Origin of the sequence: Runella sp., assembly GCF_027484545.1 — a bacterium.
GTDB lineage: Bacteria > Bacteroidota > Bacteroidia > Cytophagales > Spirosomataceae > Runella.
Genome location: NZ_JAIXST010000235.1, coordinates 1 through 17,503 on the forward strand (window position 1 = coordinate 1; position 17,503 = coordinate 17,503).

The 17,503-nt window shown below is 43.8% G+C and carries 15 protein-coding genes; 12 read left to right on the forward strand and 3 right to left on the reverse strand.

Features of this window, described 5'->3' with window-relative positions:
• The 7 genes from Q0081_RS21575 to Q0081_RS21605 all read left to right on the forward strand — a co-directional run.
• The coding region (locus Q0081_RS21575; RefSeq protein WP_298358377.1) for a TonB-dependent receptor domain-containing protein at window positions 1-1,584 on the forward strand (1,584 nt) is incomplete at its 5' end.
• Between the two features lie 49 nt (window positions 1,585-1,633).
• Window positions 1,634-3,106 (forward strand): RagB/SusD family nutrient uptake outer membrane protein, encoded by a 1,473-nt coding sequence (locus Q0081_RS21580; protein WP_298358380.1) that lies wholly within the window; start codon window positions 1,634-1,636, stop codon window positions 3,104-3,106.
• Between the two features lie 5 nt (window positions 3,107-3,111).
• Window positions 3,112-4,776, forward strand: coding sequence for a sialidase family protein (locus Q0081_RS21585; protein WP_298358383.1), 1,665 nt, complete (start codon window positions 3,112-3,114; stop codon window positions 4,774-4,776).
• 45 nt (window positions 4,777-4,821) lie between these two features.
• The gene (locus Q0081_RS21590; RefSeq protein ID WP_298358385.1) at window positions 4,822-5,781 is read left to right on the forward strand and encodes a dihydrodipicolinate synthase family protein; all 960 of its coding nucleotides are present in this window, start codon (window positions 4,822-4,824) and stop codon (window positions 5,779-5,781) included.
• The gene (locus Q0081_RS21595) at window positions 5,762-6,883 is read left to right on the forward strand and encodes a kelch repeat-containing protein (protein WP_298358388.1); all 1,122 of its coding nucleotides are present in this window, start codon (window positions 5,762-5,764) and stop codon (window positions 6,881-6,883) included. The genes Q0081_RS21590 and Q0081_RS21595 overlap by 20 nt, the downstream gene beginning before the upstream one ends.
• A gap of 48 nt (window positions 6,884-6,931) precedes the next feature.
• On the forward strand, window positions 6,932-8,170 hold the full coding sequence (locus tag Q0081_RS21600; protein WP_298358391.1) for an MFS transporter: 1,239 nt from the start codon (window positions 6,932-6,934) through the stop codon (window positions 8,168-8,170).
• A gap of 32 nt (window positions 8,171-8,202) precedes the next feature.
• Window positions 8,203-9,330: an exo-alpha-sialidase gene (locus tag Q0081_RS21605; RefSeq protein ID WP_298358394.1), complete on the forward strand. Its 1,128-nt coding sequence runs from the start codon at window positions 8,203-8,205 to the stop codon at window positions 9,328-9,330.
• Between the two features lie 43 nt (window positions 9,331-9,373).
• On the opposite strand, the gene Q0081_RS21610 is transcribed toward Q0081_RS21605, so the two are convergent.
• Both Q0081_RS21610 and Q0081_RS21615 read right to left on the reverse strand, forming a co-directional pair.
• Window positions 9,374-10,324: a phytanoyl-CoA dioxygenase family protein gene (locus Q0081_RS21610; RefSeq protein ID WP_298358397.1), complete on the reverse strand. Its 951-nt coding sequence runs from the start codon at window positions 10,322-10,324 to the stop codon at window positions 9,374-9,376.
• 125 nt (window positions 10,325-10,449) lie between these two features.
• Window positions 10,450-11,169 carry a GntR family transcriptional regulator gene (locus Q0081_RS21615; RefSeq protein WP_298358400.1) on the reverse strand — a complete coding sequence of 240 codons (720 nt, stop codon included), beginning with the start codon at window positions 11,167-11,169 and terminating at the stop codon, window positions 10,450-10,452.
• A gap of 65 nt (window positions 11,170-11,234) precedes the next feature.
• On the opposite strand from Q0081_RS21615, the gene nuoK reads away from it, so the two are divergent.
• On the forward strand, window positions 11,235-11,549 hold the full coding sequence (gene nuoK, locus Q0081_RS21620) for an NADH-quinone oxidoreductase subunit NuoK (RefSeq protein WP_298358404.1): 315 nt from the start codon (window positions 11,235-11,237) through the stop codon (window positions 11,547-11,549).
• Between the two features lie 86 nt (window positions 11,550-11,635).
• Window positions 11,636-12,922, forward strand: a complete 1,287-nt coding sequence (locus Q0081_RS21625; RefSeq protein ID WP_298358406.1) for a GWxTD domain-containing protein — start codon at window positions 11,636-11,638, stop codon at window positions 12,920-12,922.
• A gap of 126 nt (window positions 12,923-13,048) precedes the next feature.
• On the opposite strand, the gene sppA is transcribed toward Q0081_RS21625, so the two are convergent.
• The gene (gene sppA, locus Q0081_RS21630; protein WP_298358409.1) at window positions 13,049-14,806 is read right to left on the reverse strand and encodes a signal peptide peptidase SppA; all 1,758 of its coding nucleotides are present in this window, start codon (window positions 14,804-14,806) and stop codon (window positions 13,049-13,051) included.
• Between the two features lie 232 nt (window positions 14,807-15,038).
• Here sppA and Q0081_RS21635 point away from each other — a divergent pair, with 232 nt between their 5' ends.
• The 3 genes from Q0081_RS21635 (at window position 15,039) to Q0081_RS21645 (ending at window position 17,014) form a co-directional block, all read left to right on the forward strand.
• Window positions 15,039-15,353: a hypothetical protein gene (locus Q0081_RS21635; RefSeq protein WP_298358412.1), complete on the forward strand. Its 315-nt coding sequence runs from the start codon at window positions 15,039-15,041 to the stop codon at window positions 15,351-15,353.
• The gene (locus Q0081_RS21640) at window positions 15,332-15,991 is read left to right on the forward strand and encodes an ATP-binding cassette domain-containing protein (RefSeq protein ID WP_298358415.1); all 660 of its coding nucleotides are present in this window, start codon (window positions 15,332-15,334) and stop codon (window positions 15,989-15,991) included. The genes Q0081_RS21635 and Q0081_RS21640 overlap by 22 nt, the downstream gene beginning before the upstream one ends.
• A 219-nt stretch (window positions 15,992-16,210) precedes the next feature.
• On the forward strand, window positions 16,211-17,014 hold the full coding sequence (locus tag Q0081_RS21645; RefSeq protein ID WP_298358418.1) for an enoyl-ACP reductase: 804 nt from the start codon (window positions 16,211-16,213) through the stop codon (window positions 17,012-17,014).
• Window positions 17,015-17,503 lie beyond the last annotated feature (489 nt).

The following is a 17,503-nucleotide window of genomic DNA, read 5'->3' on the forward strand; positions in this document are numbered from 1 at the left end:
ACTAGTAACGTCATCAATATCGGTTCTCAACGGGCTACCAACGACTATATCTACACCATCAATGAACCCGCGACAACGGTGATCAACGGCGTGGTAACCAGTAATGTAACGGATTTTCGAACCACACTGGGAGAGACACGTTCGGCCAGTTATTTCGGGCAGTTCAACTACGATTACAACAGCAAGTACTTGGTCAGTGCGGCGCTTCGTTATGACGGATTCTCAAACTTTGCTCCCGAAAACAAATACGCCTTATTTCCTTCTGCCTCAGTAGGTTGGAATATTCATCGAGAAAGTTTCTGGAAATTTGCTCCCGTCAGTATGTTTAAATTCAGAGCAAGTTGGGGGCAAGCCGGTTCAAGTGATTTGAGCATTACGGATACGTATGGAGGCTATAGTTCGTCTAACTATGCTGTGGGAACGGGGATTTTGCGAGCCAACCTTTCCAACCCAAATTTACGCTGGGAATCAACCGAAACGACGGATTTGGCCATTGACGCAGGGTTGTTCAATGACCGAGTGACGTTTACCGTTGATTTTTACAATAAATTGACCAAAAACCGACTGGCTTCCAAACCATTACCTTCCGAAGCACCGTTTCCCTCCATTGTATTTAATAACGGAACCTTGCAAAACAAAGGGGTAGAAATAGAATTAGGGGCGACCGTGTTTAAAACAGCGGATTTTTCATGGAGAACTAACTTCTCGTTTGCTTTCAACCGCACGACTGTTCTGAAATTACCAGACAACGGACGCTCGAAAAACCGTCAGGGCGGAGATATCATTTACAATGAAGCCTCCAAACAGGAAATCCAAGCCGGTGGAATTGCCGAAGGGGAGCGCCCGTTTGCCTACTATGGCTTTCGCACGTTGGGAGTGTTTGCCACTGAAGAAGAAGCCAAAGCCTGGAACGCCACCAAAAAAGACAACTTAGCCTCACCTAACGGTATCATTGCCAAAAAACATGCAGGTGATTTTATTTTCGACGACATCAATAATGACGGGGTGATTGATAACAAAGACCAAGTTTTTCTGGGGTATATCAATCCCAATAAAATTGGCGGTATGCAAAACATATTGACCTACAAATCACTCTCGCTGAAAATAGCCGTGGATTATGCCATGGGACATCTTATCAGCAACGGCGCATTGGCACGTTCGCTTGGACAGGGACGGGCCTTTAACGAAGGCGCACCCGAGCAGGCTCTTGGTCCTGATATTTGGCAGAAAGAGGGAGATACCGGTAAAAAGTACGCCCGGTTTTCGTTTGCCGATGCTGACTTTGGACAACGCAACTACCTGCGCGGGGGAACGTTGGGCACGACGGGCTATAAATCGGATGTAGATGTGATGATTGAAAAAGGGGATTTTATGGCTTTTAGAGAGGTCTCATTGAGCTACGATATTCCTCGAAACCTCCTTCAAAAAGTTCATCTTTCGGGGGTAAATATCTTTGCCAGCGTATTCAACTTGGGCTATCTCACCAAATATCAGGGCGTTAATCCCGAAACCTATTCAGGAGCTGATGCCATCGGGTATCCTCGCCCACGGCAATTGTCACTTGGAACCACTATTCGGTTTTAATGCAGCATAATTTCGGGAAGAACTCACGACCACTTAAAATGAAATAACAATGAAAAAGACAGTTATATACTTAGCAACGATAGCCCTCTCTCTGGTCAGTTTAACGGGTTGCGACAGCCTGTTGAATGTAAAGCCACAATCCAGCATCACCGAAGAAGTCTATTTTCAAAATGAAGGTGATTTTGAACCCAATCTGACGGGTATTTATACCTTTATGCGAAACTTTGCCAACAACGTAACTTACGGCATAGAGCGCAGCGAAGAACTCATTGCCGCTTCCAACTCCCGTTTTGGCGTAGCTTGGTCACAAATTATAACCCCTTCCTCGGGAGCGGTCAATTACAACGATTGGTACCGCGCCATCGGGCACTGCAATTTATTATTGGCTAAAATAGAACCCTTTACCTTTGCTTCCAATCCTGACGCCAAAAAACGGATTTTGGCCGAAACGTACTGTCTAAGAGCCTATTTCTATTTTCACCTGACGCGCATTGTGGGCGATACTCCGCTCATGTTGCAGGCTGTGGTAAACGAAAACGTCCCCCTTTTACCCCGCTCACTGGCCGTCGATGTGATGAAACAAATCAACACTGACTTGGACGAAGCCATTAAGTTGTACAAAAGCATGACTGGATTTTCGGCGAAAACGTACCCAAGCAAATACCGCTTTGCGTATGGTTCAGCGCAGGCACTAAAAGCGGAGGCTAAGCTCTGGAGCGCCAAAGTCTTGGGCGGCGGCGCGGCGGATTTTAACGATGCGATTACGGCCATTACCGAAGTCGAAGCGTCGGGGGGGACACTCAATGCCGATTTTAAAAACGTATCAGGTTTACGCGCTACGGCCAATCCCGAAATTATTCTGTCGGCCTATTTCAGTCGTGATGAAACGGGTGGAAATTATGGATTGAATGCCTTGCCGTTTTTGGCCATTATCGGAGGAGCCATCAATTTAGATAGTATTCCTTACGCCCAAACCTCTACCACCGGACAGGGAGCCTATCAAATCAGCACCCAATCGCGGGCCTTGTTTGCCGCCAATCCCAAAGACAAGCGGATTCCTTTTACGTGGATTCTTGAACGCCAAAGTACGGGTCCTAAAGTGGCATGGATTACCAAATACTCGGGTACAAAATATTCCGACGACCGTATTTCGGACAATGAGTTAATTATTTTCCGCTTAGCTGATGTATTCCTGATGAAAGCTGAGGCGTATGCCGCCTTAAACAATGTCACAGATGCAGTAACCTATCTCAACAAAGTGCGCGTTCGCGCAGGCAACGGTGACTATAAAGGAACTATGACCAAAGCTGCGGTGGAAAGAGAGATTTTAGATGAACGCGGTCGTGAGTTGTTTTTTGAGAACAAACGTTGGTACGATTTAGTACGATTTCACAAAGGAAGTACCTTGGACATATACACCTACGTCCCCAATTTGATTGGTAAAAAAACACCTTTGTTCTGGCCCCTCAATACCACCGTATTGGGAGCAAACAGTTCGCTTAAACAAACAGAAGGGTATTAAATCCTATGAAGAATTCATTGTTATCCCTCCTATTACTTTTCACTATTATCGGTCTTTCGGCCGGTTTTTTCCCTGCTTTTGCCCAAAAAACAGCAGGAGTGATGCTCAGCGAAAAGCAATTCGTCACCCCTGTGCTCAAAGGAAAGGCAGACAATCCCATTGTACGGGTGAATGTAATTGTGGAAGACCCAACTGCTCAAAAGCAGATCGGCCATTTTGTGTTTGAAACGGCCGGTACCTCGCAACTCAAAGCTCTAAAAACGGCCAAATTGTACTATTGCGGGAAGGACTCGATGTTGATGCCCGCAAAAGCAACCCTTTTCGGTACGACAACAAAGTTTGGAAAACAGTTTACTATTGAGGGAAACCAGTCGTTGACATTAGGTAATAACTATTATTGGTTATCGTATGAGCTTAACCCCGAAGCTGATTTAATGGGAGTCGTGGACGCGGCTTGTGTGAATGTGATGGTAAACAAAGACGAGATACCCCTTCGCTCACAAAACACTATAAAGCAGCGTATTGGTATTGCTTTGCGACAACACAACGACGATAATGTTCATACCTTTCGTATTCCGGGGTTGGTCACTACCAATCAGGGAACGCTTTTGGCAGTGTATGATGCACGACGTGAAAGTAATCGCGATTTGCAGGGAGATATTGACATTGGTGTAAGTCGTAGTACGGATGCTGGCAAAACGTGGGAGCCAATGCGTATTGGCATGGACATGGGCAAATGGGGCGGTTTACCTGAAAAATTTAACGGTGTTTCGGATGCGTGTATTTTGGTGGATAAAAATTCCGGTACTATCTATTTGGCAGGTTTGTGGATGTACGGGGTCATCAACAGCGATGGAAAATGGCTCGAAGGCCTCAATGAAAACAGCAAAGAGTGGAACCACCAATGGCGTACCAAAGGCTCGCAACCGGGTTTTGATGTGAAACAAACGTCCCAATTCCTGATTGTGAAGAGCACCGATGACGGGAAAACGTGGAGTGAACCCATCAACTTGACTAAAACGTGTAAAAAAGAAGAGTGGTGGCTCTTGGCACCTGCACCCGGGCATGGTATCACCTTGGCGGATGGGACATTGGTCTTTCCAACACAGGGCCGTGACCAGGAAGGAAGACCTTTTTCAAACATTACCTACAGCCAAGACGGCGGGAAAACGTGGAAAACAAGCAATAAAGCAAGTGCTGAAAGTACCAACGAAAACATGGCCGTGCAACTGACGGACGGCTCTATAATGCTCAATATGCGAGCGGGCAAAAATCGGGGAGACCTCTCGGCCAACAACGGACGCGAAGTAGCCGTTACGCGGGATTTGGGCGTGAATTGGGCTATCCATTCTACCTCAAGCAAAGCCTTGCCTGAGCCCACCTGCATGGCGTCGATTCATCGGCATGATTTTACAAAAAACGGTAAAAAGCAAAGTGTATTTCTGTTTGCCAATCCAAATTCCAAAACGGACCGAGACCATATCACCTTGAAAGTCAGCAAGGACGATGGAAATACCTGGCCCGAAGCCCAATGGATTTTGTTGGACGAGCTGAAAGGACGAGGTTATTCCTGCATCACTTCCATTGATGAAAAGACGGTTGGAATCGTTTACGAAAGCAGTCAGGCAGACTTGGTTTTTCAACAGATTTTAGTGAGTGAATTATTGTAAGGCACGCTCTTTCAATGATGTCGTGCATCGAAATCCTACATTATTATGACAAAAAAACACATTAAGGGGTTATTTTCCGCTCCTTTCACGCCATTACATCCTGACGGGAGTTTAAATTTAGCCATGATTCCGACGTTAGTTGAAAATCTAATCACTGATGGATTAGCGGGTGCGTTTATTTGCGGATCCAATGGCGAAGGCCCTAATTTGACCATTCAGGAGCGCAAGGACGTAGCCGAAGCCTTTGTGAAAGCCGCCGACAAACGGATAGAAATCTGGGTACACGTAGGTCATTCGAGTATTGCCGAATCTAAAGCGCTGATGCAACATGCCTATGAGATTGGGGCTGATGCGGCCTCGGCCGTAGCGGCCTTTTACTTCAAACCCACTTCCGTCGAAAATCTGGTAAACTGTATGGCACAAATTGCCGAAGCAGCCCCGCAATTGCCGTTTTATTATTACCACATTCCTATATTGACAGGTGTGGGAATGGACATGTTGCGATTTTTGGAATTAGCTGAAAATCAAATTACTAACCTGCACGGTATCAAATACACGGCCAATACGATTTGGGAATACCACGCTTGTCTGAATCACTTTGGTGACCGATTTACTATTTTATATGGATTCGACGAAATGCTGTTGCCTGCCCTGAGTGTAGGAGCCGAAGCGGCCATTGGAAGCACTTACAACTTTGCCGCGCCGCTCTATCTAAGCGTGATGAATGATTTTCAAAACGGTCACCTTGCAGCGGCTCAACATACCATGAGTTTGTTGGTAGATATGGTACGAATGTTGATCAAGCACCCACCTATACCAGGACAAAAAGCCATTATGAAAATGCTGGGCAACGACGTAGGCGGTTGCCGTTTGCCTTTGGTAACGCTTTCAGGAGAACAGTATGAAACCTTGCAAAATGACTTAGAGAAAATAGGTTTTTGGGAGGCTCTAAAAACCTCTAAATCCACTGTTCAAACTACTTCCGATGCGTTTACTAAAGCCTGATTTTATCTTACTTTTTTCTTTTATCATCATGGCTCAAATTCTTCATGCGCAAACGCATTTTACCATAAAGAATTTGCCGAAAATTCCCGATAACGATGGTTTTGCGGGTTCTTTGGCGGGTATCTCAAACGGTGCCTTAATCGTGGCCGGCGGCAGCAATTTTCCTAACGGCGGGCGTCCCTGGAATGGGAGTACAAAAAAATGGTATTATCAAATTTTTGTTCTGGAAAAGCCCGATGGGAAATGGCTGAAAGTAGGAAAACTGCCACGTCCATTAGGATATTCGGTTTCGCTTACGTGGCGCGATGCGGTGGTGTGCGTGGGAGGAAGTAATGAAGAGGGGCATTTTGCCGAGAGTTTTCTGATGCGTTGGAAAGATCGACAAGTAGTATTTGAAAATCTGCCCGGTTTTCCTTCCACGATTGCCAATGCCTGTGGTGCTTTAGTGGGCGATATTTTGTACGTAGCCGGAGGTTTAGAAAAACCGAATGCCAAAGAGGCCCTACATACATTTTACACCTTGGATTTATCCGCAGAACCTGTTAAACGTTCTTGGAAATTGCTCCCATCTTGGAGCGGAGAGGCTCGCATGTTGAGCGTTGCAGCAAGTTACAATGGCAAGTTTTATTTGTTTTCGGGGACAAATTTGATTGAAAATACAAAAGACAAATCCGTTCAGCGCGTCTACCTGAAAGATGCTTATTCTTATGACCCAAAAACAAATCAATGGGCTCAATTGGCAAATTTGCCTCATTCAACCGTAGCTGCACCTAATCCTGCCTTTGTAGTTGATAATCAGATTGTTGTTGTGGGGGGAGACAGTGGCGAAAACGCTGCCAATACCCTTGTTTTAAAAGATAAGCATCCCGGTTTTAACACAAAAATCATTGGTTATGACATCCATACTGACCAATGGAAAACCATTGAGCATTTTCAAATAGATAGTAAAGTCAATGCGGAAACACACCCCAATGAAAGTACGTATTTGCCTGTGACAACTCCCTTGGTGGCGTGGCACGGAGGGTATGTGATGCCCGGAGGGGAGGTGCGCCCGGGTACAAGAACGCCTCGGGTTTTGATGATTAAACCAAGTAGAAAATAGCAAAAGAAACTCATTTAAACCTGAAATTTGACGCACTCTTTTTTTCGCATGGATAATACGACAAAAAAATACAGTTGGACCGTAGTGGGGTTATTATGGTTTGTAGCATTGCTGAACTATCTGGACAGGCAAATGTTGGCAACCATGAAACCAAGTATGCAGTTGGATATTGAGGAGTTGCAATCTGCCACGAACTTCGGTTATCTGATGGCTATTTTCCTATGGATTTATGGTCTTATGAGCCCTGTTGCGGGACTCATTGCCGACAAACTCAGTCGTAAAGGGTTGATTGTGGGTAGTTTATTTGTATGGTCGTTGGTGACTTATGCCATGAGCCATGCTACGACGTTCAATCAGTTGTATATCCTCCGTGCTTTGATGGGAATCAGTGAAGCCCTGTATATACCCGCAGGTCTTGCGATGATTGCCGAATACCATTCTCCCAAAACAAGGTCATTGGCCATCGGTATTCACATGACAGGCATTTATGCCGGTCAGGCGTTAGGTGGGTTTGGAGCAACGGTCGCACACCATTTTTCGTGGCAATACACCTTCAGTATTTTCGGCCTTATTGGGATGCTGTATTCATTTGTTTTGGTCCTGTTTTTAAAAGACAAAAGAACCAATCAACCGGTCCAAGAGGGAAGTCCGAAAGGGAAAGGAATAGCTGTTCTTAAAGGATTACCCTTGTTACTGACCAATGCCTCCTTTTGGGTGATACTCTTCTATTTTGCCCTGCCGGGCATACCGGGTTGGGCAGTGAAAAATTGGCTTCCAACCTTGTTTTCCGACAATCTGGGGATTGAAATGTCACAAGCCGGGCCGATTGCTACCATTACCATCGCTTTGTCCTCTTTTGCAGGGGTTATTTTTGGCGGTATGTTGTCGGATAAGTGGAGTCAAAAAAACATTCGGGCCAGAATTTACTCAAGTGCCATCGGCATTTCGCTTACCATACCTGCTTTGCTGTTGATTGGATACGGTCATTCATTGACTCAAAGCATTCTGGCAGCTGTCTGTTTCGGTTTTGGCTTTGGGATGTTTGATGCCAATAATATGCCCATTGTCTGCCAGTTTGTTTCTTCCAACTACCGCGCAACGGCCTACGGCTTGATGAACATGTTGGGAGTATTAGCGGGGGCCTTTGCTACCGGCGTTTTGGGGAAGTTTTCCGATGCCAACAACCTCGGCCAGGCATTTGCCCTGTTAGCCATCGTAGTTGTGGTGGCCTTGGCGATTCAACTAACATTTTTAAAGCCTCAAACCGACGATTTTAAAGAAGCTTAAATAGATACAAGCACCATATTAATAAACTGACTATGAGAGTAATAAGTCATTTAAAGAAAAATATACAAGGAGTTGTTGCTCTTCTGTTTTTAGTTTCAGAAGCAGTATTCGGACAGGAACCAAACGCACTTTTCAAAAGTGGCGAAGAGGGGTATAAATGTTACCGAATCCCAACCATTATTCTCACAAATAAAGGAACGCTGTTGGCCTTTGCCGAAGCCAGAAAAAATGGTTGTGGTGATGCGGGAGATATTGATTTGGTTGTCAGGCGTTCTGCTGATGGCGGGAAAACTTGGTCCCCAATGAGCATCGTATGGGATGATGCCGATAATACCTGTGGGAACCCGGCGCCCGTAGTGGATCGCAAAACAGGAAATATCATTCTGTTGTCCACTTGGAATTTGGGCACCGATCATGAAAAACAAATCATTGCCGGAACGAGTAAAGATACTCGCAGGATTTTTGTTCTTTCTTCCAACGATGAGGGCAACAGTTGGTCTAAGGCCAGAGACATTACTTCAGATGTCAAAAAGCCCGACTGGACATGGTATGCTACGGGACCTTGCAACGGTGTTCAGATGCAATCCAAAAAATACAGGGGAAGGCTTGTCATTCCCTGTGACCATATTGAAGCAGAATCCAAAAAATATTATTCGCACAGTATCTACTCCGATGACGGCGGATTGACGTGGAAACTCGGCGGCACAACGCCGACTGATATGGTCAATGAGTGTACCGTTGCCGAATTGCCCAAAGGAATCCTACTACTGAATATGCGAAACTACAATTCCACAAAGGTGCGCCAGACATCAACCAGCAAAGACGGAGGAGAAACTTGGTCTGAATTGAAGGCCGACAGCACTCTTATTGAGCCCGTTTGTCAGGGCAGTTTGCTTTGGTATGACCATACAGGAAGAAAACCTTTTCTGGCTTTTTCAAACCCTGCCAATCAAAAGTCAAGAACCAACATGACCGTGAGACTATCGTACGATAAAGGCAAATCGTGGAAACTGAAAAATGTCCTGCACGAAGGTCCTTCCGCGTATTCGAATCTCGTTGTTTTGCCAAACGGTAATTTGGCCTGTTATTACGAAGCCGGTCAAAAGAGCGCTTATGAGAGCATCGTTTTTAAGGAATTAATGTTCGATGATTTTAAATGAATGGCATGAAAAAGGGCTTTCTATGCCATTCAATAAGCTGACTTTACGACTTGTCTCCTGCCTTCAAGATATTTTCCTGATCACCGAAATCGGGATTCTGATAGATGGCTACGCCATTGTGATATTCGGTAACAGGCTCTTGGCCGGGGCGATGACGATGAAAGGGCAAGGCTTCGTGAGTAGAATAATGACACACGTACGATTTGCGTGTCTGCTCAGGATTGGCAATAATATCCCCGCCGTGTGCCAAGGCAGCATGCCAAATCAACACATCGCCGCGTTTGATTAGAAGCGTATCTTTGGGATAGTTGAGTTCGTTGCAGGTTTTATCCAAATAGTCTGCAAACTCAAGCGGCGTGCGGGTAGAGCGTTGGTTAAACAAAATGCCGTTACCGAAATTGAATTTTGGCATTTTGTGCGAACCGATGTAGTAATACAATGGTCCCGAATCAATTTTTATGTCTTCAAGCGGAATCCAGGCAGCAGCCAAATGGCTTGGTATCTTTGCCGTTACCCATGGGAAATCCTGATGCGTTGGTTGCTGACTTCCATACATAAACGCCAAACTTTGCATGACAACTGTTTGCTGTTGGAAAATTGCATCCAGAAATGTCACAATGGCCGGATGGGTCATCAATTTTTTGCCCGCTACCGAAAGATTATGGAAATCATTGAGTTTGACGTATTTGCCTTTTAAATCTTCTGTGGAGAAATCTTTGATAGGGCGTTCGCGGACGGGGTCAAATTTGGGGAGGTCAATGCGGGCCCACATTTTGTATTTTTCAGGATGCTCAACCAATTCTTCCACGTCTGACCAAAACAAATCAAGCAATTCAGCCTGAATGGATTGTTCTAAAACCACGTATCCATTTTTTTGCCAAAATTTCAACTTTTCGGCCAAGTTGTAGGAAACCTCGAAAGGTGGTTGGTAATTTTTTATAAAATCGTTTACATTAGCCTCTTTACGGTCTCCATGGCATAGTTGCTGCGTCAAATTCAGTTTGCGGAAACAATTGCTCTTTTACCGCCAATGCTTTTTGCTTAATTTGGGATAATACGCTCATTGTATGTTATAGAAGTTAGAAGTTTATCACCCAAATATAAAAAAGAACTATTGATTTAAAACCTTCCCTGCAATAAATACATATCGGTGCGGGCGTACAATGAAGAGTAAAAGGTCAGATGAGGGCGATTGGTTTCGATACGTTTTTCGAGCCGCAAAACGGGTGTTCCCAGTTCAATGCGCATGATGTCGGTCAGGGGAAGGGTGGCTGCCGTTGCCCATACTTTTTCTTCTCCACCTTTCACAATGACGTTGTAGCGACTGCGTAAAACACCGAATAAGGAGCGATTTTCGAGTTTTTGTTTGTGGAAATCAGGTACTTCTTGGGCAGGAAGGGCGATTTTTTCGTAAAATATCACTTCGTTGTTGACCAAACGTATCCGTTCTAAATAGTAAAACAAGCCGGAAGGATTAGCGGGAACAAAGAGGAAGCCTTCCGGAAAATTTCCTACGATAGGTTTTTGCAAAATTTCGGTTTGAATTTTTCCATCGAACAAAACCTCCGAAGGAAATTGCGGTTCAATGGACAACATGCCTGAACCAATCGGAAGCGGTTGAACTACGCTGCCTTTGCCTTGGTATTTTTTGATATAGCCTTCGTCTGCCAGCATCGAAAGGGCTTGTCTTACAGTAGGTTGGGTTAAGTTGTAAGCTTGTTGTAATTCTTTCTCGGACGGCAGTAGATTACCCGGTTCATAGACACCTTTGTGCAATTGTTGGCGAAGGGTTTCGTATAAATGTTGATAATGCGGTAAGCGAACGGGCGTATCAGACATGGGGTAAAGGTTTTATTAGGTCAAAGTTAGCACCTCTTTTTGAATATTTTTCTTAACATTGCATCATGCAACCAATCGTCCCGATCCACTATTTTCTTATCGTCGCTGCTGTTTTATTCAGCATTGGCTTAGCCGTTATCATTACTAAACGCAATACCATAGCAGTGCTGATTGGTATTGAACTGATCTTGAATGCCGTCAATCTCAATTTAGTGGCCTTTTCTCAGTATGACCCTGTTCGCCTGGCGGGGCAAATGTTTGCTTTGTTTGTGATTGTAGTGGCCGCCGCAGAGTCAGCGGTAGCGTTGGCTATCATTTTGAAAGTCTATCGCCATTTCCAAACTACTGATTTGGACAAAATAAGTTCAATGAAAAAGTAATATCAGTATGCTATTTGACTGCTTTTGACGTTTAATATAGAAGAAATTAAAAAGACTGAATACTAATTACTATATACTATTTCATCATGAAAAGTTTTGTATTCCTGCTTACGTTATTGACTTTCTGTCAAATCGTTGAGGCTCAGCAAAGATCTGGAAGTCAAAGACGTAAAAATGATGCCCAAAAATCGGCAGATGCCGCCAAAAGTATTGAAGACATTACCATACTTGGTATCAAGAGTAAATTTTTGAGCAAAGACTCCAACAACATTTCGATTTTTATGCGGGTGGACTTAAACAAGCCCAATAATATCCCTGTTCGTTGGAAAGAATTTACCGAAAAATTTACACTCAACTACGTCCTCTACCCCGATTTCTCTTCACGCGAACGACTGGGTTATGGCAATATTCCGCTCAATGAGGAGAATGTAATTCAACTTAGCAGTTCTAAATTTATGGTGCGATTTGACGTGAAGAAGCCTGCAAATCAGACGGCGGCAGTATTGCTTTCTGAAATTTCAGAAATTGGAACGACCAAAAAAGTACTCAATGACTTAGCCGTTAAATTCAGAGGGACTAAACTGAGTGAGCGTTTTGCGCTTTTTGAGCGGAGCGGACAAGTGCCGATGCTCCAAAACTACGTGAATATCAATGATACCATTTTAATTAAAGATGTGAACACAACCGTAAGGCCGTTGTACGTGATGCGTTATAATCATGATTTTGAAGCTGCTACATCGCCCATGAATACGACTCCGCGCAATGCCCCGCGCACGTTGGGAGTGGACACAACTTTTGTGATAAATACGAGTGTGCCTTTGACTTTTAAAGAAGAAGGACTCTATTATATGACCGAAGATACAACCGAAACCTCGGGGATTGGATTGGTCGTAACCAATAAGCGTTTCCCTAAAATGACGCGCCCGGCTGAGTTGGCAAAACCGGTGATGTACATGAGTCAAAATCAGGAAATTACTGAATTATTAGCGGCAAAAGACCCCAAAAAATCATTGGACCGCTATTGGCTCACACTTATGAGTGGCAATACGGATTTGGCAAAGAGAACCATCAGCGTGTTTTATAATCGGGTGGAAGAAGCCAATCGCTTATTTACGAGCTACAAAGAAGGATGGAAAACGGATAAAGGCATGATTTTTATTATCATGGGTCCTCCGGACCGTGTACAGCGCAGTAAAGACCGTGAGGTGTGGGTGTTTTCGCAACGGGCCAACTTCTCAGAAATTAACTTCACTTTCAATCGTCGTCCTAATCAATTTGTCGACGATTATTACGAGCTCCAACGCTACGTAGAATATCAACCCATTTGGTATCCCATGGTAGAAGCCTGGCGGACAGGAGCAGTGAGAGAATAAGTTTAAATGTCGAGTTCAGAATGCAGAGTGTCGAAGTGAAAAAAAAATGAGGGTCAAATGCAAAAGGTCGAATTGGATTAAACCTCGATATTCTGCATTCGACTCTCGACATTTTAGTTACTTTTTTTACTTGATTTTCATCTCAAACGCCATTCTTGCCTGAGTGCCTTCCATTAGTTGCAACTTCTTGAGGGTTTTGATGTAAGGAGCAAACGTTCCTAATTTTTGTTGCATCATTTGTTCTTCTGCATCTCCGGTGAATTTATTAATCAACTCCTCAAACACGTTTTTCTGTGCAGGATATTTCACCCGGTAATCACCTTCTTTCAATTTAGCGGCCTGCGCTGCCACTTGAATTGCTTTGTCCAAACCGCCAAATTCATCAATCAGTCCGTTAGCTTTGGCTTCTTTGCCCGACCATACACGTCCTGACGCTAAGGATTGAAGTTTTGCCAGTGGCATTTTACGACCTTCAGCTGCTTTTTTGGTGAATATCGCGTAGATATTTTCAGTACTGCGTTGCATACGATTGCTTTCAAACGGCGTCATTTCGCGCGTTACACTTGGCCAATCGGAGTGAGCGTTGGTATTAACGCGGTCGAAAGTGATACCCAATTTGTTACGAAATGCATCTTCAAAATTAAAGAGGACACTGAATACCCCAATTGAACCCGTGATGGTGTTGGGCTGAGCCACGATTTTATCACAACCCATGGCCATGTAATAACCGCCTGAGGCTGCTACGTCTGACATCGATGCAATAACGGGCTTTTCTTTGCGAGTCAATTGCACTTCGCGCCACATTACATCCGATGCTAAGGCGCTGCCACCCGGCGAGTTGATACGGAGCACGACAGCCCTCACTTTCTTGTCTTTACGAGCTTTACGCAGTTCTTCGGCAATGGTTTCCGAGCCTATATTTCCGTCGCTGCTTTTGCCTGAATTAATAGCTCCTTCGCCAATGATAACCGCAATACGACTGTCTGATTTACCTTCTTTGACGAGTTTCTCCGCTTTGCCGTACTTGCTGAGACCTACAAATTTGATTTTATCGTCTTCTTTCAATTTGAGCTCATTACGCAGTGCCGTTTCAACTTCGTCATAATAACCTACGTGAGTAACGAATTTGTATTTGAGAGCATCCTGAGGCGAATCAATGTTCAGCGAATCGGCTAGGTTTTTGAGTTGTGCTACGGGAATACTACGTGATTGTGAGATTTTTTCAACAGCGTGGTCAAATACGGTGTTAATCAACACCTGATTTTGTAAACGGCTGGCATCGCTCATGTTTTCGCGGAAAAATGGCTCCACGGCACTTTTGAACTCACCTACGCGGAATACTAAAGGTTTTACATCCAGTTTGTCGAGGGTGCCTTTATAAAAATCATATTCGGCACTTAATCCGTTCCATTCCATTCCTCCCGCAGGATTCAGGTAAATTTTGTCGGCAACTGAAGCTAAGTAATAGGCCTTTTCGGTCATTACTTCGCCGTAAGCGTATACAAATTTCTTTGATTTTTTGAAGTCAATAAGAGCATCACGAATCTCTTCGGCAGAAGCCCAACCTACCATCGGGTACTGGACGTCCAGGTAAACCCCTTTGATATGGTCGTCAAGTTTGGCATTAGCCAAAGCGGATTTGATATCCAATAGGCCAATGACACTTCCTTGGCCGCCCGACAATTCAGCAAAAGGATTTTCGACCGAAACCTCCTGAATTTGACTGTTGAGATTGAGTTTGAGAACAGAATTACTTTCGAGAGTCGTTCTTTCTTCAGAAGAACCTAAAGCGGCTGCTAATCCAATAAACAGAAAGAAGCCGAGCAGCGAAAAGAGGAATAGACCAACGATTGTCGCAAAAACATACTTAATAAATTGCCACATTTTTAGTTGCGATTGGTGAATGAGTGAAAAATTAAGATTGACATATATACGATAAAACAACAAACAAAATTAGCGTTTTGATAGGGCAGATGGGGTGGTTTATGTTAAATGGCGGTATCTGTTTACGAGTGGGAATATGAGGTTACGGAAAAAATAAATTGAATTCTTAAAGTTTCTTAATCGGTTTGGGGCTTTTTAAAAATTGGAATAGCTTGCTGAAAATTCAGGCATTATGTTATCTGCCGTTTGGCTTTTTTACCGAAACTTTCGGGTGTTTACTCACGCTGTTGCCTGGGGGGCATGGCTCATAGCAGGGGCACCTTTGGGAGAAGAATTATGGTCGTTTGTAGTGCTGTTGTTTTGGCTTAAGCTGTTTTCGTACGGAGTAATTTGGGTTCTTATGTACACATTTTTACGCCAAATTTACCTCTTTTATCAGAACTTAGGCTACTCAATTACAACGCTTTTTGTCGGCGCTTTTGGATTGGATCTGCTCTTGTTTTTTGGTTTACTTACGATTTTTTCATGGAGCATCTCGCTGTTTTAGAGGCTGATAGCATCGAATTGACTTTTGGGAATCAAAAGATTCTTCAGAACATTTATCTCAAAATACCTGGAAATCAGGTAACGGCTGTTTTGGGACGTAACGGCGGCGGGAAATCGTGTTTGCTGCAAATTATTTTTGGCACATTGACTCCAACCCACAAGTCAGTTCGGTGGAACGGACAGTACGTTGAATCGCCTTATCGAAAACGGGTTTTTGTTCGCTATTTGCTCCAACACCCGCTGACGCCTGCGTCCATGCGGGTAGGAGAGGCGTTTGAGTGGTATGGTATAGATTCTGATGCTGTGGGCTATGAGAAAATGCCTCTTTTGAAAGACCAACGAATGGGGCAACTCTCGGGCGGAGAACGCCGTTTTTTGGAGACGTTGATGATTTTGCTTTCTCCCGTGCAGTTTGTGTTGTTGGATGAACCGTTTTCTCATTTGTCGCCTATTTATGTGGAACAACTGAAAACTATTATCCAAGAGCAAAAATCGAAAAAAGGCATTCTCATTACCGACCATTTGTATCGGGACGTTTTGGACATTGCCGATCAAACCTATTTACTCCAAAACGGCGCTACGGATTTGCTTTCCAATCCTCGGCAGGAATTGATTGATAGGGGATATATTCCTGAGTGAAAGCAGCCTCCATAAAAACTATTTGCACAAAAATTCGTTACTTTGCTCCGATAATGATGGTTTACTGTTGTAGGAGTTTATGGTTTACAATTGGAGATTTATGGTTGAAGTAACATCCTAAACAGTAAACAACAAACCGCACGGGCACGGTCCGCCGCTGCGGGTCCCGTCGAAACTAAAAACTAAAAACTAAAAACAGAAAATAGCAAACTTAAAAAAATGGCAAACGGAATATTACAAGGTAAACGCGGCATCATTTCAGGTGCGCTTGATGAAAACTCTATTGCGTGGAAAGTGGCGTTGAAAGCCAAAGCCGAAGGCGCAACTTTTACGCTTACCAACGCACCCATTGCGATGCGGATGGGTGAAATTAAAAAATTGGCAGAGGCTTGCGAAGCCGAAATTATTCCCGCCGATGCAACATCTGTGGAGGAGATTGAGAATCTTTACGGAAAGTCAATGGACGTATTAGGTGGAAAAGTGGACTTTGTGTTGCACTCGATTGGAATGTCGCCCAATATTCGCAAAGGTCGCGCTTACGGTGATTTGAATTACGAATGGTTTTTGAAAAGCGTAGATGTGTCGGCTTTGTCATTTCACAAATTTTTGCAGGTTGCCGAAAAGATGGACGCCATCAACGAGTGGGGAAGCGTGGTTGCGCTTACTTACATGGCCGCCCAACGGACGTTTCCCTTTTATACCGACATGGCCGAAGCCAAAGCCATGCTCGAATCCATTGCCCGCAGCTACGGCTACCGCTATGGTAAACTGAAGAAAGTGCGCGTAAATACGGTATCGCAATCGCCTACCAAAACTACGGCAGGAAATGGCATTGGAGGATTTGATAAATTCTTTGATTTTGCCGAAAAAATGGCACCGCTTGGAAATGCTTCAGCCGATTCGTGTGCTGATTTTGTAACGATGATGTTCTCCGATTATACCCGCATGGTGACTATGCAAAACCTTTTCCACGACGGAGGTTTCTCTAACGTCGGTATTTCGGCGGAAGTATTGGAAGGGTAATTTTTATTTGGAAGTAAGAGGTAGGTAGTGAGAAATTTTAAGGTTCTTTTATTTCCTACCTCTTGTTTTATTTGGATAGTTCCTTAAGATAATTAATAGTAAATTCTCTGCCACGTCTAATTACTTCAGTTGGCGGGTTTATGATAGGATTACCTTTTAAAAAAATCTTTTCTTCAGAAGCAACTGGCTCGTTTTCGATATCAAGTTTTAGTGATATTTTTTTTAGAAATTCAAGAGGTAATGTTTTAATAATATTTTCACTTAAATCTAACTCTTTTAATTGAGATAGGTTTTTTAGAAAGTATATATCTTCAATTTGACAGTAACTTGAAAATAAAGAGTGCAGATTATTTAAAGAACTTAAAAATTCCGGTACTGGATTAGTGAGTTATGTTAAGTATCTTTGTTGAATGGACATAGATTTTGAAAAATATAAAGGCTTACACTACTGTGACAATGCAAATTGTAAGTTTTACGAAAAAATAGGCA

Coding starts and splice junctions, on each gene's coding strand:
- Q0081_RS21635 (WP_298358412.1), top strand. CDS start 15,039: ATGTTATCTGCCGTTTGGCTTTTTTACCGAAACTTTCGGGTGTTTACT.
- sppA (WP_298358409.1), bottom strand. CDS start 14,806: ATGTGGCAATTTATTAAGTATGTTTTTGCGACAATCGTTGGTCTATTC.
- nuoK (WP_298358404.1), top strand. CDS start 11,235: ATGCAACCAATCGTCCCGATCCACTATTTTCTTATCGTCGCTGCTGTT.
- Q0081_RS21645 (WP_298358418.1), top strand. CDS start 16,211: ATGGCAAACGGAATATTACAAGGTAAACGCGGCATCATTTCAGGTGCG.
- Q0081_RS21640 (WP_298358415.1), top strand. CDS start 15,332: ATGGAGCATCTCGCTGTTTTAGAGGCTGATAGCATCGAATTGACTTTT.
- Q0081_RS21615 (WP_298358400.1), bottom strand. CDS start 11,169: ATGTCTGATACGCCCGTTCGCTTACCGCATTATCAACATTTATACGAA.
- Q0081_RS21585 (WP_298358383.1), top strand. CDS start 3,112: ATGAAGAATTCATTGTTATCCCTCCTATTACTTTTCACTATTATCGGT.
- Q0081_RS21590 (WP_298358385.1), top strand. CDS start 4,822: ATGACAAAAAAACACATTAAGGGGTTATTTTCCGCTCCTTTCACGCCA.
- Q0081_RS21625 (WP_298358406.1), top strand. CDS start 11,636: ATGAAAAGTTTTGTATTCCTGCTTACGTTATTGACTTTCTGTCAAATC.
- Q0081_RS21605 (WP_298358394.1), top strand. CDS start 8,203: ATGAGAGTAATAAGTCATTTAAAGAAAAATATACAAGGAGTTGTTGCT.
- Q0081_RS21580 (WP_298358380.1), top strand. CDS start 1,634: ATGAAAAAGACAGTTATATACTTAGCAACGATAGCCCTCTCTCTGGTC.
- Q0081_RS21595 (WP_298358388.1), top strand. CDS start 5,762: ATGCGTTTACTAAAGCCTGATTTTATCTTACTTTTTTCTTTTATCATC.
- Q0081_RS21600 (WP_298358391.1), top strand. CDS start 6,932: ATGGATAATACGACAAAAAAATACAGTTGGACCGTAGTGGGGTTATTA.